Source organism: Chelativorans xinjiangensis, from assembly GCF_009812055.1.
Lineage (GTDB): Bacteria > Pseudomonadota > Alphaproteobacteria > Rhizobiales > Rhizobiaceae > Chelativorans > Chelativorans xinjiangense.
Window position 1 is genome coordinate 168,069 of record NZ_WQNH01000001.1, and the last position, 18,021, is coordinate 186,089.

Genomic DNA, 18,021 nt, shown 5'->3' on the forward strand with positions numbered 1-18,021 from the left:
TTCGTCAATCGAGGCTACCGGCCCAGAAATCGACTAGATAAGGCTCGAATAGCCAAGGAAATTGACGGTTTGGCCCGGCTCGACCCCGATGCTTTCCTCGCCAAGTTCGACAAGCCCATCCGTTTCCACCAGCGACGATAGAAGACCTGCACCCTCGCGCGGAAACTTCACCGCTTCGTATGAACCGTCCTCGGCCTTGCGCAGGCTGGCCCGGACGTATTCGCGCCGGCCCTTCTTCTTCCGGTAGGAGAAGGCCGCGCGCACGAGCGTTGAAGGCTGCGGCGGCAGATGCGCTCCGGCAAGCGCGAGAATGGCGGGACGCGCGATGTGGGCGAAGGTGACGAAGCTCGCCACCGGATTTCCCGGCAATCCGATAAACGCCGTTCCACCGATCACGCCCATCGCAACCGGACGGCCGGGCTTGATGGCGACGCGCCAGAAAACCAGCGAGCCGACGCTCTCCACGCTTTTCCTGACGTAGTCGGCCTCCCCGGTGGAGACCCCGCCGGAGGTCAGGATCAGGTCATGCGCCGCAGCGGCAGTCCGCAGGCTGCCGGAGATCGCATCGGGGTCATCGCCGAGGATGCCGAGATCCGTGGTCTGGCAGCCAAGGCGCTCAAGCATGGCAATCAGCATGAAACGATTGGAATCGAAAAGCTGCGCCGGGCTGCGCGGCCGGCCCGGCGCAACGATCTCATTTCCCGTCGAGAATACCGCAACATGTATTCGCCGGCGGACATTGACCTCGGTCAGGCCCAATGCCGCGGCGAGCGCGACATCCTGCGGGCGCATGCGGTGACCAGCCCTCAAAACAGTCTTGCCGACAGCGATATCCTCGCCTGCCGGGCGCACATTCGCTCCCCTTCTCAGGCCGGGTGGAAGAATCACCCTGCCGGCATCGTCCAGGCGGACATCTTCCTGCATGAAGACGGTATCGGTCCCCTCGGCCATTGGCGCACCGGTGAAGATGCGCACGGCACGGCCCTTTTGGATCGGCAGCCCCGGCGACATACCGGCTTCTACCCGGCCCACGACGGGATAGGCCTGTTCTTCGGTTTCCGGCAGATCGGCACCGGACAGCGCATAGCCATCCACCGCCGAATTGGTGAACGGGGGCAATGGGAGCGGGGCTACGACATCTGCAGCAAGGACGCGCCCATCGGCGGAACCGAGCGGGACGGTCTCGGTCCCGTCCACGGCGGCCAGACGCGAGGTGATGAGGGCGACAGTTTCGTCGATGGACCTCAACGGGCCGCCGAATGCAAAACAGTCGTCAGAAAGTTGCGCCATCCTGATCTACCGTTTCACCCGATCGACGCGTGTTCGCGCCCTACTATAATAGGACGAAATGCAGACGCGCGAGCGTTTTCATGCAAATTTGGGATCATGTCCCGGTCGCTGCGGCGACGAACAGGATTTGCGAGAGCATCATGCATGACATCAAGAGCCGCGTCAGCGTAATCATGCCTGACCCGGAGAACCCGCGGCTGACGGAACGTGTCAGCGGCATCGACCACACGGGAAACCCGGTGGACGTGAGTGTTCCGGTCGAGCGCGCGCTGACCCTCTATCTGAATTCGCAGGAGATCGTCACCATGATGACGATCAACGACTATCCCGAGTATCTGGCGGTCGGCTATCTGCTCAACCAGAACATGCTCAAGCCCGACGATGCCGTGACCGGGATCGACTATGACGACGACCTTCAGGTTGTCGTCGTGCGCACCGAGAAAGGGACGAACTTCGAGCAGAAACTGAAAAAGAAGACGCTGACTTCGGGCTGCGCGCAAGGCACCGCCTTCGGCGATCTCATGGAGGCGCTCGAGACCATCGCTTTGCCTGCAGCGGAATTGCGCACGTCCTGGCTTTACCAGTTGACCCGCACCGTCAACACCACGCCCTCGCTCTATCTGGCGGCGGGGGCCATCCATGGCTGCGTGCTTTGCAAGGAAGGAACGCCGATCTGCTACATGGAGGATGTCGGCCGCCACAACGCCGTCGACAAGATCGCCGGCTGGATGTACCAGCACGGCGTCGAGGCAGGCGACAAGATCCTCTATACGACCGGCCGGCTGACCTCCGAAATGACGATCAAGACGGTGCGGATGGGCATCCCGATCCTCGTCTCTCGCTCCGGTTTCACCTCCTGGGGCGTGGACCTGGCAAGGCAGGCCGGCCTGACGCTGGTCGGCCGGGCGCGCGGCAAGAGGTTCGCGGTCCTGTCGGGCGAGGAGCGGATCGTCTTCGACGAGGACTTGGCCGCCGTCGAGGAGGAACCGGCGCGTATTCAACGCAAGGGCAGCAGAAATGACGATTGAGCGCCCGGCCACGATAGGCGTTATCCTCGCGGGCGGGCTGGCGCGGCGCATGGGCGGCGGCGACAAGCCGATGCGCACAATCGGCGGGCGCGCTATCCTCGATCACGTCGTTAGCCGGCTTGCGCCGCAATGCGACGGGCTTCTGCTGAACGCCAATGGCGACCCGACCCGCTTTGCGCGCTTCGGCCTGCCGGTGATCGCAGATACGGTGGAGGATTATCCGGGCCCGCTCGCCGGCGTGCTTGCCGCGCTCGACTGGGCAGCCGGGAACCGGCCGGAAGCGCAGTGGGTCGTCAGCGTTGCCGGCGACTGTCCATTCCTGCCGAGCGACCTTGTCGAGCGCTTCCACACGGCGCGGAGGGCGGAGGAAGCGCTGCTTTGCGTCGCGGCATCGGCGGGCCGCTCGCACCCGGTGATCGGCCTTTGGAGCGTCGGTCTGCGGGACGATTTGCGCCAGGCGCTCGTGGGGGGAATGCGCAAGATCGACCGCTGGACCGCCAACTACCGGCTGGCAACCGTTTCCTGGCCGGACGATCCGGTGGATCCGTTCTTTAACGCCAATACGCTGGACGACCTTGCCGAGGCCGAACGCCTCGCCCGGCTTCTCGAAGCGTGACGTTTAGGCCCGACGGAACCCCGCCTGCTCCAATGCCTTCCGGCACTCGTCCGACTGCAGTACAGCCAGAAAGGCCTTCACGGCGGGACGGTCCTTTCTTGCCGCGACCAGCGCGAAATCATAGTGCTCTTCCGCCAGTGGAATGAACCCGAGCCCCGCTGCCCGGGCGACTGGAGCGATGGTGACGCCCCAGTCCGCACGCTCCTGCGCCACCGCCGCGGCGACCGCATTGTGCGATCGCGGCTGGTTCCAGTAGCCGTCCGGCCGCGCCGAACCGAGGAGGGAGTCGATCAGGATGCGCGTTCCCGCGCCCTGGTTGCGATTGACCATGAGGCAGGTCGGGTCGGCAAGGGCGGAGCGCAGGGCATCCTGCGCATCGAGCCCCTCGAACCGTGAATCGCCGGGGCGATAGACGATGCCCTGCATCCGACGCCAGCCCGGCACCAACTCGAGCCCATGCTCGAGAAATGGCTCATTATAGCGCCCGGTCTTCTCGTCGAGGAGATGGATCGGCGCGAAATCGCATTCGCCCCGGCGCGCGGCGGCGAGCCCGCCCAGGCTGCCGACCGCTAGAACGCGTACGGAATATCCGTCTCGCGTAAGCGGCGCCACGATGCGGTCGAGGCCGGTGCAGTGGCTGCCGATGATGACGAGATCCGGCACCCGCACCTGCGGCGTGAAAAGCGTCACCTCGGCCTCGCTGCCCGATGGCATGTGATCGGCCAGGGCTTCGATGCGGATGAAGCCGTCGGCCTGGGCGAAGGAGGTTATGGCGCCCGAGCCCTTGCCTGTCGGATAGGCCACGAGACCCTCCTGCCCCTTGACCAGCGACACCATGACAAACTCGGTGCGGCCAAGTTCGGAGGCGATGCGGAGCGGAACACGCGCGGTCACCTGCGTGTCGGTTCGTGGCGGAAGGCCGGCCATGCGGCGCAGGACCGGAACGATCATGTCGTGAAAGGTGAACATGGCCGAGGTCGGGAATCCGGGCAGGACGACGACCGGCTTGCCGTTGCAGACCGCAAGGCACAGCGGCTTGCCCGGCTTCAGCGCGACCCCGTGCGCGATGATCCCCGGTTCGCCAAGCCGGGCGACGATGCGGTGGCTGACATCGCCCGCGCCCTTCGACGTGCCGCCGGACAGGATCAGCATGTCGTGGTCCGCCAGCGCCTGCCGCATAGCAGCTTCCAGCCGTGTCTCGTCATCGGGCAGGCTGCCGAGGAATTCCGCCTGACCGCCATTTTCGGCAATGGCGGCTGCGACGATGGCGCCGTTGGTGTCGTAGATGCCGGCGGAAGGCAGCGGATCCCCTGGCTGAACGAGCTCATCGCCGGTCGACAGGACGGCAACACGCGGTTTCCGCGCCACGGAGACCGAGGCGATGCCGCAGGCCGCGAGCATGCCGATCTCTCGGGAGCCGATGACCGTTCCCGCGCGAAGAACGATCTCGCCCCGCGCAATGTCTGAACCGGCGTATGAGACGAGCTGGCCGGGCGAGGCGCTGCGCCGGATCTCGATGACGCCGCCCTCCCTGGGATGGGTGTGCTCGACCATGACGATGGCGTCCGCGCCGCGCGGCACCGGCCCGCCTGTCGAGATGGAGGTCGCGGTTCCGGCGCGCACGGTCAGTTCCGGCGTGACGCCGCAGGCGATGGTTTCCCCGTTGAGCGTGAGTTGAACCGGCTGCCCTTCCGATGCCGCGGCAATGTCCGCGGAGCGCACGGCGAAACCATCGACATTCGCACGGTCGAACGGCGGCACGTCGATCGGCGCGACGACGTTTTTGGCAAGCGCCAGCCCCAGCGCATCGGCCAGGGGCCGATCTTCCGCCACGATGGCGCGCGGAAACATAGCCGCCTCGAACCGGGCCAGCGCTTCCTCCCGCGACAGGATCGTGAGGAACTGGTGCTGGCCGGCGCCCTGGCGTTCCGAGGCGTTGGGATGGGAAGTTTTGTCGGTCATCGAGATGGCTTCACATGAACTCGCGGAGTGGAAACGCCTCGACGGGCGTTCCCGCAGCATGCCCTTCACTGTCGCCCGGAATGATGAGCCATACGCCGGCCAACCGCATCTGATCCAGTGAAAAGCCGCCTGTGGCAATCGGCATCCAGCCTGCCTTTTCCTGCTTCACCAGAACCACTTCGGCAATGCCGACCGCCGACGAAATCTTGCGCACCAGCGGCAGTACCATGCCGCCTCGCTCCGACCGGCCGGCGAGGCGGTCGAGCACTGGCTGAACGAGCGCGAGGAATGCCGCGAAGGCCTGATCGGGGGCGCCGGGCAGAGCGACGATCCGCACATCGCCGATCCGGCCGACCGCTGCCGTTTGGCCGGGCTGGAGGGCGATGTCATGGGCAATCAGCGCCCCGCGTGCGGCAAGCGCTTCAGCGGTCGCATCTGTGCGGCCCGCACCCGTGCCGCCAACAAGGAGGACGAGGTCGCACGGTCCTCCATCCAGCGTGGCGGCAATCGATTTGGCGTCCCGGCTGACGGTCTCGACCTCGGTCAGCCCCGCACCCGCGGTCCTCGCGCTTTCATGGACGAACAGGGCCGTCAGCCTGTCGCCATTCGCGGCGGCAACGTCGATCACGCGCACACGCGGAACCCGCACTGCAACCTTGTCGAGCCCCGCGCTGCGCAAGACCATAAGATCCAGCGACGATATTCGGCGGCCCGGCTGCGTAGCGGGATATCCCGCAGTCATGTCTGCACCGGCGCGGCGGATGCCCTTTCCGGGAATGGCCTCGGCGAAGGCTTGCGCCATCGGCCCGCTGCAATCCACCAGATCAGCCTCCAGAACGCAGTCGCATCCTTCGGGCATCACATCGCCCGCTTCGACCCAGACAGGCGAAGCCCTGAGCGGGACCGGCGAATAGGCGGACGCTCCCGCCAGATCGAGCGCGCGAAAGGCCCAGCCGTCCATGACGGCGATGCTGCGTGGCGGCAGCGCCTCGCGCAGCGGCTCCATCTCCGCTGCGATGCAGCCGACGGCCTCGGAGAGCGGCAAATGGATCGGAGCGACGGGCGCCAGCCCATCCAGCAGTGCGGTGAGAGCCGATTCGAGGCTGGTCAGCACGCCTTTGGCAGGCTGTATTCTGTTCATGCCCGCATGATGGGCCAGATGCGCTCACCATTGCAACAGCCCTCGCGCGGGCAGTCAGGAGCGTTCCTGTACGGCATTGGGGAAGAACAGCTGCTCTCCGTCGATTTCATATTCGCCGATGGCCTCCTGCCCCTCCCGTGAGATCAGCCAATCAATGAAGCGCTGGCCGAGTTCGGCTTTCACGCTCGGATGCTTCTGCGGATTGACGAGCATGACGCCGTACTGGTTGAACAGCCGCCTGTCGCCCTCGACCAGGATTTCCAGATCGCCGCGGTTCCTGAACGACAGCCACGTGCCCCGATCCGACACGACATAGGCATCCATGGCCCGCGCGGTGTTGAGCGCGGCGCCCATTCCTTGCCCGATCTCGCGATACCACTCGCCCTTCCGGGCCGTGATATCGACACCGGCTTCTTTCCAGAGCCCGAGTTCAGCTGAATGCGTTCCGGATTTGTCGCCGCGCGACACGAACGCCGTCTGCCTTTCGCGGATTGCTTCGAGCGCAGCGGCTATGTCCGACGTTCCCGCAATGCCGGCCGGATCGCCCTTTGGGCCGACCAGCACGAAATCATTGTACATCACATCGAAGCGCTTCACCCCGTAGCCGTCCCTTATGAACGCTTCTTCCTGCGCCTTGGCGTGCACGAAGACGACATCGGCATCGCCGCGCCGCCCGGTCTCGAGTGCCTGGCCGGTGCCTTGCGCGACCACCTTCACATCGATGCCGGTCTTCCGCTCGAACAGCGGCAGGATGTGCCCGAACAGGCCGGAATCCTGCGTCGACGTCGTCGACGCCACGACGATCGACTTGTCCTGCGCCGTGGCGGGAAGGTGGCCGGAAGCCAGGAAAACCATCGCGGCAAGGGCGGCAAGCAGGCGGCGGATCATCGTGGGTCCCTCCCGGTCGGTCAAAGAACAAGATCGCCGCGGATGAAGGCGGCGGCCTCGGGCGTCGTTGGATGCTCGAAGAAATCACCGGCGCTCGCCTGTTCGCAAACGCATCCGCGGACCATGAAAACGACATCGCCGGCCAGCCGGCGCACCTGGCCCAGATCGTGCGAAGCCATGACGACCTTGGTGCCCGATTGGGCGGCCGCGAGGACGATCGCTTCGAAATGGCGGGTCGCCGCCGGGTCCAGGCTGGCGGTGGGCTCGTCTAGCAGCAGGATTTCAGGCTCGCGCGCAAGCGCCCGGGCAATCGCGACGCGCTGCTGCTCGCCGCCGGACAAGCGCCGCGCAGGCCGATCCGCGAGTTCCAGCAGGCCCACCCGGTCGAGCAATTCTTCCGTGCGTGCAGCGCGGCGATTACGTGGATAGCCCGCCTGCGCAAGCCCATAGGCGATGTTCGCGGCAACCGAGCGGCGCAGCATCATCGGCTCCTGAAACAGGATGGCGCGGCGGGTCTGGCGGGATTGGGTGCGCCCTCCCCAACTCACGGTTCCCTCGGAAGGCGCGTCGAGGCCCATGCAAAGGCGCAGAAGCGACGTCTTGCCCGAGCCGTTCGGCCCGACGACGAGTGTCGGCGCGCCGGGGCGGATCGTCAGGCTCACGCGGTTGAGCATTGTGGTTCCGCCGGCGCGCAGGGAAACGCGGTCGAAGACGAGGGGCAGGTCGCTCAATAAAGCACGCATCATCAACCCGCCCGTTGCTCGGACCACACGCGCACGCCCCAGGCGGCGGCGTTGATGACCAGGATGAGGCTGATGAGGACGAGGCCGAGGCCCATGGCGAGCGGAAGGTTCCCCTTCGACGTTTCGAGGGCGATCGCCGTGGTCATGGTGCGCGTGAAACCCTCGATATTGCCGCCGACGATCATCACCGTGCCGACTTCCGCCGCCGCCCGCCCGAAGCCCGCAAGCATCGCGGTGATCAGGCTGAAGCGGCCATCCCACAGAAGCGTCGCCACCCGGCCCGACGGCCCCACCCCCATGGCGGTAAGCTCGTCGCGATACTCGCTCCACAGATCCTCGATCGTTTGTCGCGTCAGCGCGGCAACGATCGGCAGCACGAGAAGCGACTGCGCGATGATCATCGCGATCGGCGTGAACAGGAGACCCAATTCGCCGAGCGGTCCCGACCGCGACAGGAGCAAATAGACTGTGAGGCCGACCACAACCGGCGGCAAGCCCATGAATCCGTTGAGCGTGACGACGAGCGCGGTGCGGCCCGGAAAGCGGGTCAAAGCCAGAACGGCGCCGAGCGGCAGGCCGATGAGGCCGGCAATAGCCACGGCGGAAAGGCTGACCACAAGCGACAGGCGGACGATCGCGAACAGCGTCGCGTCACCGCTCGCGATAAGCTCCCATGCGCTCAAGCTTTCCGGCATGCTTGCCTCCCGGCCTCCTTTTGCTGCAATTCCTCCGGAACTGTCAAATTATTGAATTGAAGCGGGAATATGCATAAGAATGCATATGGATTTTCTCACGACGAGCGAAGCTGCCGAATATCTGCGCCTCGGCGAACGCAAGCTTTATGAGTTGGTCGCCGACAACGCCATCCCGTGCAGCAAGGTGACGGGCAAATGGCTGTTCCCGCGCCACGAGCTCGACCGCTGGGTGCTATCCGGGCTGGCGCGGCCTGAAGGCATGGTGCCGGCGGAGCCGCCGCCGATTGTCGGGGGCAGCCAGGACGATCTGCTCGAATGGGCCTTGCGCCAGTCGGGCTCCGGTCTCGCCTCGCTGACGGAAGGCACCGAAAGCGGGGTCGCGCGGCTGATGCGCGGCGAGGTCGCCGCCGCGGCCATCCATTTCCACGGCGAGGCACTGGCTGAGGACGCGAATATCGCGGCGGTGCGTGCCATGCCGCGGCTGCACGATGCGGTGCTGGTCGGCTTCGTACGACGCGAACAAGGGCTGCTGGTCGCGCCCGGCAATCCTCGGCAGCTCCGCACCCTGGCCGATGTTCTGGCCAGCGGGGCGAAAATGGCGGTGAGGCAGCCAGGAGCCGGCGCCCACATGCTGCTGAACGTTCTCCTGGCCCGCGCCGACGCGAGCGAGCGCGATCTACATCGGCTCGATCCGCCCTGCCTGACGGGTCCGGATCTTGCTGCCGCGATCAGCACCGGCCGGGCCGATTGCGGGATTGCGACGCGCGCGGCCGCACGTGCCGCCGGCCTCGAGTTCGTGCCGTTGATGTGGGAGAATTTCGATCTTCTGATGCGCCAGCGGACCTATTTCCAGCCATCGGTGCAGGCGTTGATCGGCTTCCTTGCCCAGGGAGGCGTCAACGGACGCGCCGCCGAACTCACGGGATACGAGGCGACCCCGGCGGGGAAAATCCGCTTCTACACCTAGCTATGGCATTGACTGGCGATCAGCCGAGGTCGATTTCGCCTTCCACGACGTGATTCAGCGGTGCACCCTCCGCCGTGATCACGGCCTTCACGGTCAGGCGTCCTTTGCCCTTCAAGCCTCCTTCCTCCACTGCCTTCTCGATCGCATGCTGGGATGTCACGCCAACCTGCTTCAGGAACTTGCGCATGGATACGTTGAAGGGATCGATTTCCATGTTCCGGGTCATACGATTGCCTCCAAAATTCAGGACGTTTGGATTTGAGGTTCAGGCCAGCTTGCGGCCCGCTCCATCCGGCTAGTGGCCTGACCCAAACAGATGGTACCCATCTGTTTGGAAAAGTCAGCCCACAAGCTATTGGTCTGGTGGGGCGATTTGTCCTGACAGATGGGTACCATCTGTCAGGATCGCACCCCTAGCGGAACACGGAATGATTCGTTACGCAATGCATATGACACGCGCTCCGCCTTTCCTGGCAGCCGCGCTCCTCCTGTTCAGCACGACCGCGGGCGGCATGGAGCTTCGGGGGCATGGCGGGCCGGTGCGGGCGATCGCCGTGGCACCGGAAGGGAAGACGGCGATTACGGGTAGCTTCGACACCAGAGCGATCGTCTGGTCGCTCGAAACCGGGGAAGCGCGCCGGGTGCTGCTCTTCCATGGCGACGAGGTGAATGCCGTTGCGGTCCTCCCCGACGGCAGCTTCGCCACTGCCGGTGCGGATGCCCGCATTGCCATCTGGAAGCCGGGCCGGCAGGCGCCGGTCCGGGTACTCGAGGGGCATAGCGGGCCTGTCACCGCACTCGCCGTATCGCCCGACGGAGCGACCCTCGCCTCCGCCTCCTGGGATACCACCGTCCGGCTCTGGCCGCTCTCGGGCGGTGAAGCGCGCGTGCTCGAAGGCCATGACGGCAATGTCAACGCCGTCGCCTTCCTCGCCGACGGCACTCCCGTCAGCGCCGGATACGACGCCAAGCTGATCTTCTGGCCGCGCGATGCGGGAACGGCGCCACGCCGCATTGCCTTGCCCACGCCACTCAACGCGCTGGTGACCCTGACCGGCGGCCGCAGCGGCGTCGGCGGGGCCGATGGGAAGGTGCGCGTGCTCGATCGCGATGGCACGACCCGATCCGAAGTTCAGGTGGCGCAGACACCGGTGGTCGCGCTGGCTGCTTCGCCCGACGGAAAATATCTCGCCGCCACCGGCATCAGAGGCGCTGTCGTCATTCTCGATGCGGCGAGCCTCGCGACTGTCCACGAACTGAAAAGCCCCGGCATGCCGGTCTGGTCGCTTGCCTTCACGCCGGACGGCAAGACGCTACTGGCCGGCGGCTCAGACCGTGTCGTGCGCCAGTGGGACGTCGAGACCGGAGAGCATATCGGCGCGGTCGCGGCCGGCGAGACCGATCCGCTGGCCGAGTTCGCGGGCGACCCTGGTGCGGAGGCTTTCCGCGCTTGCGTCGCCTGCCATACGCTGGACCCGGAGGACGGCAACCGTGCCGGGCCGACCCTTCACGGCATTTTCGGCCGCAAGATCGCGTCAGTCCCGGGCTATCGCTATTCGCCGGCGCTTCGCGAGATGGATATCGTCTGGACGCCGGAGACGGTGTCGGAGCTTTTCGAGGTGGGGCCGAACACATACACGCCTGGCACCAAGATGCCGGAGCAGACCATCAGCAACACCGAAACCCGCGCTGCCCTCATTCGGTTTCTTCAAAGGGAGACCAAGACCGAGTGACGGCTCAGGACGGCTTGTCGCCCGACGCCTTGCGTTCTCGAAGATAGTCTTCCGTTGTGCGCGGCGCCGGCCTGCCGGGACTGGCATAGGGATCGAACCCTTCGTTCGTCACGGCCTCGACACGGCAATTGTCGCACATCCGCACCACATCGATCCGCTGCGCGTTCTCGCCCGTGAACATCCAGTGCTTGCCTTCGAGCCTGGCGACGATGCGCTCGACCGTGCTCTTGGTGCCGAACGGCTTGCCGCAGCGGATGCAATGGTAAGGCTCTTCCTCCTTCACCAGCCGGCGCGGCGCCCTCCAGGCCTGGAAATCGAGCTGCGGCGCCAGCGTGATCACATGCTCGGGGCAAGTCGCCGCGCACAGGCCGCACTGTACGCAGGCGCTTTCAGCGAAATACAAAGCCGGCTTGTCCTCGCTATCGGAGAGCGCACCCGTGGGACAGGCCGATACGCACGAAAGGCATAGGGTGCAGCCGTCGACGTCGACGTCCAGGCTGCCAAAGGGAGCGCCGGCGGGGAGCGCCACGCGGTCGACCGGCGTTGGTGCCGCGCGATGCAACTCGACCATCGTCGATTCCAGCACGTGCCGTTTCTTGCCGACCGGCAGGAACGTCGAGGGCTGCGTCGGTGCGACGCCGGGGGCCACCTGATCGAGCGCGGACGCAAGGACGTCGGGATCGTCGGCTTCGATCAAACCGCAGGCCTGCGCGCCGTAGCCGAGGGAGTGGGTCAAGAGGTTGGCGATGGTGATGTTTGCCGCGATGCCCGCCGTATCGTGCTTGGGCTTGGCGGGGCCGAGCGCCCCGACCGCGGCCGCCCCCCAGGCTAAGGGCGCGGTCCATGCTTCGACGCCCAGCTGCGTGATCTCATTCACCGCCACCGGCAGAACGTTGGCTGGGAGCCCCGGCCCGAAGCGGGCGAGCGCATCGATCAGCGGCTCACCGTGGGCGGTATCGTGGAACAGCACGATCGGGCCATGACCTCCCGCATGCCGATAGGTGAGGAGAAGCGTCCGCACCCGCCGCAGCAGCGCGTCGGCGGCCGGCAGGGCGTAGGACGCCGCGCCTGTCGGGCACACGGCCGCGCAGTTGCCGCAACCGGCGCAGACTTCCGCGTCGATGGCGACATGATCGCCAGCCGGCGCGATGGCGCCTGTCGGGCACAGGTCGAGGCAGCGCGTGCAGCCGGTAATTTTCGATCGCGAATGGGCGCATAGAGAGGCGGAGAAATCGATGAAGCGCGGCTTGTCGAACTCGCCGACCAGATCGGCGGCCTTCCAGATTGCCTCGGCGATGGACACCCGGTCGCCGGGATCGACCCGGATATAGCCGTCGCGCAGCTCATGCGCCGGGAAAAGCGGCGTGCCGCCGGAAAGATCGAGTACGATATCGGCGTGCGAAACAGCGCCGTCCCGCGAGGCCCCGAACCGCAGCCTGTCGCGCGAAGAGGGCGCCGGCGCGGCGAAATCGTCCACCGTCAGCTCGAAGGCTCCCAGATGGCCGCTCGCATTGCGGATCGTCCCCTTCGCCACGGGGAAATCCCACACGCGGTGCGGCATGACCTCGCCCGGGCGGGAGAGGAGGACGGTCACGTCCAGCTTGTCCGCAAGCTGCCGCCCTGCCTCGATCGCCGTCTCGTCGCGGCCATAGATCAGGATCACGCCGCGGCTGAACAGCGTCACGACCTCCGGTGGATCGGCAGGCTCGGCGGCCATGGCCATGAGCGCGGCGGCTTTCGGACCGGCAGCCGCGCCCGCCTCGGCCCAGCCCGCCGTCTCGCGGATGTTGGCGAACGCCAATTCGCCGCTGAACCCTTGTTCTTCCGCGACTTCTCTAAAGAGCGGCGCCTGCTGGGTACAGCCGATCGTCACCGCGTCGGTGCCGCTCAGGAAGGCTCGCACCCGGTCAAGCTCGGCGCCGCAGAACTGGTTTCCCGTTTCGACCTCAGCGCCCTGGCATCCGCGAGCGACGCTGTCGCCATAGTCCGGCATGCTCCTTTCGCAGGAGCAGACCAGAACCTTTCGCCGTTTTTCCAAGGCCATCTCAACTCCCGTGGCGCATCGCCGCCGATCGGTAGCCGCGCCACTTTAGAAGTATTATAATGATTGGCTGCGGTCATCAACATACGGCTCGAAATGCGCTTGCGCCTATCAGTAACCGACCGGGCCATCGATCTGCCCCCGCCCTACACCCTTGTCCCGCTGCGTGAGGCCGGCGACGCATTCGCGCATGCCTGCGCCATCGCTGGCGATCATGGGGCCGGCACGCTCGTATGGGTCCGCCGCTACGATCTGGTCGAATTCGCCGTGATACTCGAGCCTGAGGAGCCGTTGGCCGAAGCCAGGCGCGCCCTCTATGCAGGCTCGAACGCGCTTGCCGATGCCCTCATCGCCCGCGCGCCGCCGGAATGCACGGTCACCTTCGACTGGCCCGACGCGATCCGCATCGACGGGGCGCTCGTTGGGGGCAGCCGTCTCGGCTGGCCTGATGAGGTGCGCGAGAACGAAATTCCGCCATGGCTCGTCTTTTCCGGCATGATCCGCGCCCTCGTCATGCGCGCCGGCGAGCCAGGTGCGCGGCCGTTCAACGGTGCGCTGGAGGAGGTGGGCTTCGAGGCGATCGATGCCGGCGAAATCATCGAGGGCTTTGCCCGCCATCTGATGCACGGCTTCCACGAATGGAGCGAGGCCGGCTTCGCTCCGGTCGCCAAGCACTGGCTCGACCGCCTGCCCCGGAAGAGCGACCAACGCTTTCGGCTGGCCGACAATGGAGATCTCCTGCTTTTCCGGGCAGTCGATTTGCAGCCCGTCGAACGGCGGAGCCTTAGAAAGGCGCTTGTGACGCCTTCCTGGCTCGATCCTGCCACGGGGGCACCATGGCTATAAGATTGCCGCGCACGATCCGGCTCGATCCTTCGGATACCTTCGTCTACCGGCGCGCGGCGGAGCCGGGAGAATGGGCGGTGACCGGCACCTTCCTCTTCTTCGGCGTCGATACGACCGGGCTGACCGGCAAGGAGCGGCAGGCCTTCCGGGCCGGATTCCTCGGCATCGACAGCTTCGGCTGGTCCACCCTCGCCGTCGTGACGGAAGCGAGCGCCGAGGAGCGCGCATCGGCTATCGAGCGGCTGTCTGAGCAGCTTGTTACCCATTGCGGGGCGCCCGACATGGAACAGGCGCGCGCGGCCGCCGAGGAAGAGATCACCTTCGCGCAGTCGCTCTGCGACCATCCGCCGAACACGCTGCTCGGCATCCACCGCACCAGCGAGGGTGCCGGCGTCCGGGAAACGTTCCGAACCTTGCACCGGAACGCCAGCCGGCTCGATCCCCTCGACGCATTTCGCTTTATCGAGGTCGAGGAGGAGGAGATGCCGGGCGACGAGGTCGACCTCCATGCAATCGCAAGGGAGCGGAAATGAAGGATTTCTGGGTTGCCTCCGGACATCACCTCCTCGACCGGGACGAGGCGGGGCGGCTGCTCGTCACCGATGCATTCCTGAAGGCATATCTCGCGCGGCCGGAGCTTCTGCCGCCCGAAACGGCTTGCGAGGCGGAGCTACGGCTGCACCACGAGCTGTTGATGCATCATCCGCGCCGGCCGGTGACAAGGGAGGAGATCGCCGCGATGGAAGACGCGGATGCGCGCGAGAACTGGACGTTCATGATCGACTTCCGCGACCTGCTTCTTTCCGCACCCACGCTTGAAGCCGCCTACCTGACACTGGCACGCGGCTCGGCAGTGAAAACGCCGCCGCTGTTCATGAACCAGCTTGCCCAGGTGGTGCTGCGCAACGCGCTCGATGGCGAGAAGGACCCGTATGTGCTGCGTGCCGCCGAGCTGTTCTTCCGCCCCCAGCGCGTGACGTTCCATGACGGAACCGTGCTCCTTGCCGACGCCGAATCCGTCGAATTGCACGAGGAGAACCGCCACGCCTCGCCGCTGCTCAACATGCTCGGCGGCCCCGCCGTCACGGAGCTCGACATCCTGGACGATGCAAACGCTGCGACCTATTTTGAGCGCAGCGACGCTTTCGACATGGTGCTCAATCTCGGCGGCAGCGGCGCGGCGCGCCGCGGCCTTGCGACCGCGATGATCGCCTGGATACGCCATCTCCTGGCTCTCGAGGTGGAAATCGAGCCGGTCGATCGGATCGAGGACGAGAACTGGGCGTGGTTCGTCGGCCTCGATGCCGAAGCCACGCGGATCGGCAATGCGCTGTGGAACGGGCGCGAGTTGGAAGGCGAGGCGGCGGAGCGCATCGTCGCCTTGTTCCGGCTCGGCTTCTCTGACATCCGCGAGGCGCCGCCGGAGGTGGGCACCGGTCCCATCTGGCTCATCCTGGCGATGACGCCGGACCGGACGATCCGCATGAAGCCGCAGAACCTTATTGCCGGACTGCCGTACCGGGTTTCGGCCCCGGCGAATTGAGGACGCAAGGCCATGATAAGAGAAGCGATGAAAGTCGGGGCGATCGTCGAGCGGAGGGCTCTGAAGAGCCCGTGGGTCGATCACGCCTGGGTACCTGTTGCCGCGCTGGCCGGCGTGCCCGCCGCCGCGCCCTGGACGGTGTTGCACGAGACGCCGGAGGTCACGCGCTATTATGCCGGGGCGTTTGAACTCGAATTCTTCGCATCCGAGACCGGAATGTATCGCGACAACCTGCGTTCGGGGCAACCGAGCCTCTGGGTCTCGCTCCGCTCTTCCCGCACCCCGCCGGGCATCGCGCTCCACCTCGTGACCGCCGACCCGGCCGAAGCCGAGGCGCTGACGGAGCCAGGCACCGATGTCATCGAGGCCGTCCCGATGCCGCCCGAAATCCAGAACCGGCTTGCCGCCTTCGTCGAGACGCATCACGTCGAGCGCCCCTTCGTCAAGCGCAAGCGCGACCGGGCAGACACCGAGGCCATGGCGAGGAGGGTGCCTGGTCCTCCATTGATGGACAGCAAAAAATGAGCGCCGGGAACGACAATCCCTTTGCCCGTTGGTCGCGCCGAAAGCTGGCGGCGAGGGAAGCCGAAGCTCCGCTCCCTGAGGAAGCGAGACCTGAGGCGAAGGCCCAGGAGGATGCAGAGCGTGGCGATCTGCAGTCCACACCGGCGGAACCGGATGGCGCTGAGCCACCGGAGCCCCTTCCCCGCCTCGAGGACCTTACCGCCGAGAGCGAGGTTACAGCCTTCCTGCGCAAGGGCGTGCCGGGGGCGCTGAGGAACATCGCGCTCAGAAAGATGTGGACGCTCGATCCGGCGATCCGCGACTATGTCGGTCCCGCCGAGTACGCCTGGGATTTCAACAAACCGGGCTCTATGGCGGGTTTCGGTCCGCTGGAGGCGGGCAAGTCGGTGGCCAATTTCCTGTCGAAAGCGGGCAGTTCCGACCCGCAGGACACAGTGGCGGAACCGCAATCGGAGCCGCCTGGGGCAACGACTGCCTCGTCCGACGAGGACGTGGCCGCCTTGCCGGAGACGGAGGCGTCCGTGCCGGCGGCTGAGCCGGCCCAGCCCGCGAACCCGCTGGGAACCTCGCAATCCAACCTTTCGCAAAGCCACGTGGACGAGGCTGCGACTGCCGATAAGCCGGCGCCTGCAGAATCGCCCCGCACATCGGCGGTGTCGCGCCATGGAGGCGCGTTGCCGCGATGAGGCGTGTCGGTTCGAAGTAATTATATTTGACTAATAAAGTCAAGTTTTATGATTTCTGCTGCACATCCCCTTATTGTTCGTTGCCGGCTTCATGTTTACCGGAAAGTTCGGCCGCCATCTCTATCGAAAAACTTTATGTTCTGCTTGCAGGTCGCGGATTTGACCCTTGCAATCGCACCGATGGAGGTTTTTACTACCAGTTGGACGGTGACTCCATTCAGGAGCGTACCGCCAAGGTCGTGACATGGACATGGTCTCAGGTCTGGAGGAAGCGATCAGGAAGGCGGGCGGCGTCGGCGCATTTGCGCAAGCGCTCGGATTGGCGCAGCCTTCCGTATCGGCCTGGCGCTCGATCCCCGCCGAGCACGTGCTCGACGTCGAGGCGCTGACCGGCGTCTCGCGAACGCTCCTGCGCCCCGACCTTTACCCCGAAACGGGCGGAAGTGCCGCGGAAATCGACGACGTCGATATGGCGCGCGCTCAAGAATATGCCCTGCTCGGCTCTCTTCTCCTGCGCGCCCCGGATGCGGATATCCTGGCACGGCTCGCGGGGCTTCAAGGCACGGACACGCCTCTCGGCGCGGCTCATACCGCGCTCAGCCAGGCGGCGAGCGCCGCCTCCCCCGAGGTGCTCAGGCGTGAGTATTTCGATCTCTTCGAAGGGGTCGGACGCGGCGAGCTGCTCCCCTATGCGTCGTACTACCTGACGGGATTCCTCAACGAACGGCCGCTTGCGCGCTTGCGGGGGGATCTCGAGCGTCTTGGTCTGGAGCGCGCAGGGGGCCATTGCGACCCCGAGGACCATCTCGGCACGCTTTGCGAGATCATGAGCGGCCTTGCCGGCGGTCGCTTCACGGCCTCTCCCGACGAGGAGCGCGACTTCTTCGGACGGCATATCGCGCCGTGGGCAGGGCACTTCTTTGCCGATCTCGAGAAGGCGCAGTCGGCGCGATTCTACCGCGCCGTCGGCGCGCTGGGACGGGTTTTCGTCGACATAGAAGCCGAAGGCTTCGCCATGGAGACACGCCGGAGTGCGTAACGGACACGGAAAAACGGGCGTCACACTGGACGGTCCATCAGGGAGGTCAGAGATGCACGACAAGCAACAGACGGCGATCAACCGCCGCAATTTCCTGCGCGCTGCCGGCGGCGCGTCCACCGTCGCCGTCGCCACGGCCGCCGCAACGCTCAACCCGGACGAGGCCCAAGCCTACGATCCCGGCGAGGAGGAGATGGGCCCGCGCTACCAGGAGACCGATCACGTCAAGGCCTTCTACCGTGTGAACGGCTACGAGACGCTGGAGAAGTGAGGGTGCC

At 65.9% G+C, this 18,021-nt stretch carries 19 protein-coding genes; 11 read left to right on the forward strand and 8 right to left on the reverse strand.

Annotated features, from left to right (window positions below):
- Nucleotides 1-33: 33 nt before the first annotated feature.
- The gene (locus tag GM910_RS00740; protein WP_159585552.1) at nt 34-1,290 is read right to left on the reverse strand and encodes a molybdopterin molybdotransferase MoeA; all 1,257 of its coding nucleotides are present in this window, start codon (nt 1,288-1,290) and stop codon (nt 34-36) included.
- Between the two features lie 140 nt (nt 1,291-1,430).
- Between GM910_RS00740 and fdhD the strand changes: the two genes are divergently transcribed.
- Together fdhD and mobA are read left to right on the forward strand one after the other, a co-directional pair.
- Entirely contained in the window at nt 1,431-2,318 is an 888-nt protein-coding gene (fdhD, locus tag GM910_RS00745) for a formate dehydrogenase accessory sulfurtransferase FdhD (protein WP_159585554.1), read from the forward strand.
- The gene (gene mobA, locus GM910_RS00750; protein WP_159585556.1) at nt 2,308-2,934 is read left to right on the forward strand and encodes a molybdenum cofactor guanylyltransferase MobA; all 627 of its coding nucleotides are present in this window, start codon (nt 2,308-2,310) and stop codon (nt 2,932-2,934) included. Before fdhD ends, mobA begins: the two co-directional genes overlap by 11 nt.
- 3 nt (nt 2,935-2,937) lie before the next feature.
- Here the strand turns inward: mobA and GM910_RS00755 are convergent, their stop codons facing one another.
- From GM910_RS00755 to GM910_RS00775, 5 genes are read right to left on the reverse strand one after another with little or no spacing between them, the layout of a single operon-like run.
- Nucleotides 2,938-4,896, reverse strand: a complete 1,959-nt coding sequence (locus GM910_RS00755; RefSeq protein ID WP_159585558.1) for a molybdopterin biosynthesis protein — start codon at nt 4,894-4,896, stop codon at nt 2,938-2,940.
- 10 nt (nt 4,897-4,906) lie between these two features.
- Nucleotides 4,907-6,037 (reverse strand): molybdopterin-binding protein, encoded by a 1,131-nt coding sequence (locus GM910_RS00760; RefSeq protein ID WP_159585560.1) that lies wholly within the window; start codon nt 6,035-6,037, stop codon nt 4,907-4,909.
- Between the two features lie 54 nt (nt 6,038-6,091).
- Nucleotides 6,092-6,925: an ABC transporter substrate-binding protein gene (locus GM910_RS00765; protein ID WP_159585562.1), complete on the reverse strand. Its 834-nt coding sequence runs from the start codon at nt 6,923-6,925 to the stop codon at nt 6,092-6,094.
- 20 nt (nt 6,926-6,945) lie between these two features.
- A complete protein-coding gene (locus tag GM910_RS00770; RefSeq protein ID WP_159585762.1) occupies nt 6,946-7,668 on the reverse strand; it encodes an energy-coupling factor ABC transporter ATP-binding protein in 723 nt (240 codons plus the stop codon).
- A 2-nt stretch (nt 7,669-7,670) separates the two neighbouring features.
- The gene (locus tag GM910_RS00775) at nt 7,671-8,363 is read right to left on the reverse strand and encodes an ABC transporter permease (RefSeq protein WP_159585564.1); all 693 of its coding nucleotides are present in this window, start codon (nt 8,361-8,363) and stop codon (nt 7,671-7,673) included.
- Between the two features lie 85 nt (nt 8,364-8,448).
- Between GM910_RS00775 and GM910_RS00780 the strand changes: the two genes are divergently transcribed.
- Entirely contained in the window at nt 8,449-9,330 is an 882-nt protein-coding gene (locus GM910_RS00780) for a helix-turn-helix transcriptional regulator (protein WP_159585566.1), read from the forward strand.
- A 19-nt stretch (nt 9,331-9,349) separates the two neighbouring features.
- On the opposite strand, the gene GM910_RS00785 is transcribed toward GM910_RS00780, so the two are convergent.
- On the reverse strand, nt 9,350-9,556 hold the full coding sequence (locus GM910_RS00785) for a DUF6494 family protein (protein WP_159585568.1): 207 nt from the start codon (nt 9,554-9,556) through the stop codon (nt 9,350-9,352).
- A 202-nt stretch (nt 9,557-9,758) separates the two neighbouring features.
- On the opposite strand from GM910_RS00785, the gene GM910_RS00790 reads away from it, so the two are divergent.
- On the forward strand, nt 9,759-11,063 hold the full coding sequence (locus tag GM910_RS00790) for a c-type cytochrome (protein ID WP_159585570.1): 1,305 nt from the start codon (nt 9,759-9,761) through the stop codon (nt 11,061-11,063).
- A gap of 4 nt (nt 11,064-11,067) precedes the next feature.
- On the opposite strand, the gene GM910_RS00795 is transcribed toward GM910_RS00790, so the two are convergent.
- On the reverse strand, nt 11,068-13,056 hold the full coding sequence (locus GM910_RS00795) for a 4Fe-4S binding protein (protein WP_425482639.1): 1,989 nt from the start codon (nt 13,054-13,056) through the stop codon (nt 11,068-11,070).
- 144 nt (nt 13,057-13,200) lie between these two features.
- Between GM910_RS00795 and GM910_RS00800 the strand changes: the two genes are divergently transcribed.
- The 7 genes from GM910_RS00800 to GM910_RS00830 all read left to right on the forward strand — a co-directional run bounded on the left by GM910_RS00800 (nt 13,201) and on the right by GM910_RS00830 (nt 18,014).
- A complete protein-coding gene (locus tag GM910_RS00800) occupies nt 13,201-13,950 on the forward strand; it encodes a biotin/lipoate--protein ligase family protein (RefSeq protein WP_159585763.1) in 750 nt (249 codons plus the stop codon).
- Entirely contained in the window at nt 13,941-14,483 is a 543-nt protein-coding gene (locus tag GM910_RS00805) for a DUF6505 family protein (RefSeq protein WP_159585574.1), read from the forward strand. The genes GM910_RS00800 and GM910_RS00805 overlap by 10 nt, the downstream gene beginning before the upstream one ends.
- Nucleotides 14,480-15,493 carry a DUF6352 family protein gene (locus tag GM910_RS00810; RefSeq protein WP_159585576.1) on the forward strand — a complete coding sequence of 338 codons (1,014 nt, stop codon included), beginning with the start codon at nt 14,480-14,482 and terminating at the stop codon, nt 15,491-15,493. The genes GM910_RS00805 and GM910_RS00810 overlap by 4 nt, the downstream gene beginning before the upstream one ends.
- 12 nt (nt 15,494-15,505) lie before the next feature.
- Nucleotides 15,506-16,018: a DUF3305 domain-containing protein gene (locus GM910_RS00815; protein ID WP_159585577.1), complete on the forward strand. Its 513-nt coding sequence runs from the start codon at nt 15,506-15,508 to the stop codon at nt 16,016-16,018.
- On the forward strand, nt 16,015-16,704 hold the full coding sequence (locus tag GM910_RS00820; RefSeq protein ID WP_159585578.1) for a DUF3306 domain-containing protein: 690 nt from the start codon (nt 16,015-16,017) through the stop codon (nt 16,702-16,704). Before GM910_RS00815 ends, GM910_RS00820 begins: the two co-directional genes overlap by 4 nt.
- Nucleotides 16,705-16,948: 244 nt before the next feature.
- Nucleotides 16,949-17,743: a molecular chaperone TorD family protein gene (locus GM910_RS00825; RefSeq protein ID WP_159585579.1), complete on the forward strand. Its 795-nt coding sequence runs from the start codon at nt 16,949-16,951 to the stop codon at nt 17,741-17,743.
- Between the two features lie 52 nt (nt 17,744-17,795).
- A complete protein-coding gene (locus GM910_RS00830; RefSeq protein ID WP_159585580.1) occupies nt 17,796-18,014 on the forward strand; it encodes a twin-arginine translocation signal domain-containing protein in 219 nt (72 codons plus the stop codon).
- Nucleotides 18,015-18,021 lie beyond the last annotated feature (7 nt).

What these genes read in the sequence shown, in the direction of transcription:
- GM910_RS00740 (WP_159585552.1), bottom strand. Translation starts at nt 1,290, where the DNA reads ATGGCGCAACTTTCTGACGACTGTTTTGCATTCGGCGGCCCGTTGAGG.
- fdhD (WP_159585554.1), top strand. Translation starts at nt 1,431, where the DNA reads ATGCATGACATCAAGAGCCGCGTCAGCGTAATCATGCCTGACCCGGAG.
- mobA (WP_159585556.1), top strand. Translation starts at nt 2,308, where the DNA reads ATGACGATTGAGCGCCCGGCCACGATAGGCGTTATCCTCGCGGGCGGG.
- GM910_RS00755 (WP_159585558.1), bottom strand. Translation starts at nt 4,896, where the DNA reads ATGACCGACAAAACTTCCCATCCCAACGCCTCGGAACGCCAGGGCGCC.
- GM910_RS00760 (WP_159585560.1), bottom strand. Translation starts at nt 6,037, where the DNA reads ATGAACAGAATACAGCCTGCCAAAGGCGTGCTGACCAGCCTCGAATCG.
- GM910_RS00765 (WP_159585562.1), bottom strand. Translation starts at nt 6,925, where the DNA reads ATGATCCGCCGCCTGCTTGCCGCCCTTGCCGCGATGGTTTTCCTGGCT.
- GM910_RS00770 (WP_159585762.1), bottom strand. Translation starts at nt 7,668, where the DNA reads ATGCGTGCTTTATTGAGCGACCTGCCCCTCGTCTTCGACCGCGTTTCC.
- GM910_RS00775 (WP_159585564.1), bottom strand. Translation starts at nt 8,363, where the DNA reads ATGCCGGAAAGCTTGAGCGCATGGGAGCTTATCGCGAGCGGTGACGCG.
- GM910_RS00780 (WP_159585566.1), top strand. Translation starts at nt 8,449, where the DNA reads ATGGATTTTCTCACGACGAGCGAAGCTGCCGAATATCTGCGCCTCGGC.
- GM910_RS00785 (WP_159585568.1), bottom strand. Translation starts at nt 9,556, where the DNA reads ATGACCCGGAACATGGAAATCGATCCCTTCAACGTATCCATGCGCAAG.
- GM910_RS00790 (WP_159585570.1), top strand. Translation starts at nt 9,759, where the DNA reads ATGATTCGTTACGCAATGCATATGACACGCGCTCCGCCTTTCCTGGCA.
- GM910_RS00795 (WP_425482639.1), bottom strand. Translation starts at nt 13,056, where the DNA reads ATGCCGGACTATGGCGACAGCGTCGCTCGCGGATGCCAGGGCGCTGAG.
- GM910_RS00800 (WP_159585763.1), top strand. Translation starts at nt 13,201, where the DNA reads ATGCGCTTGCGCCTATCAGTAACCGACCGGGCCATCGATCTGCCCCCG.
- GM910_RS00805 (WP_159585574.1), top strand. Translation starts at nt 13,941, where the DNA reads ATGGCTATAAGATTGCCGCGCACGATCCGGCTCGATCCTTCGGATACC.
- GM910_RS00810 (WP_159585576.1), top strand. Translation starts at nt 14,480, where the DNA reads ATGAAGGATTTCTGGGTTGCCTCCGGACATCACCTCCTCGACCGGGAC.
- GM910_RS00815 (WP_159585577.1), top strand. Translation starts at nt 15,506, where the DNA reads ATGATAAGAGAAGCGATGAAAGTCGGGGCGATCGTCGAGCGGAGGGCT.
- GM910_RS00820 (WP_159585578.1), top strand. Translation starts at nt 16,015, where the DNA reads ATGAGCGCCGGGAACGACAATCCCTTTGCCCGTTGGTCGCGCCGAAAG.
- GM910_RS00825 (WP_159585579.1), top strand. Translation starts at nt 16,949, where the DNA reads ATGGACATGGTCTCAGGTCTGGAGGAAGCGATCAGGAAGGCGGGCGGC.
- GM910_RS00830 (WP_159585580.1), top strand. Translation starts at nt 17,796, where the DNA reads ATGCACGACAAGCAACAGACGGCGATCAACCGCCGCAATTTCCTGCGC.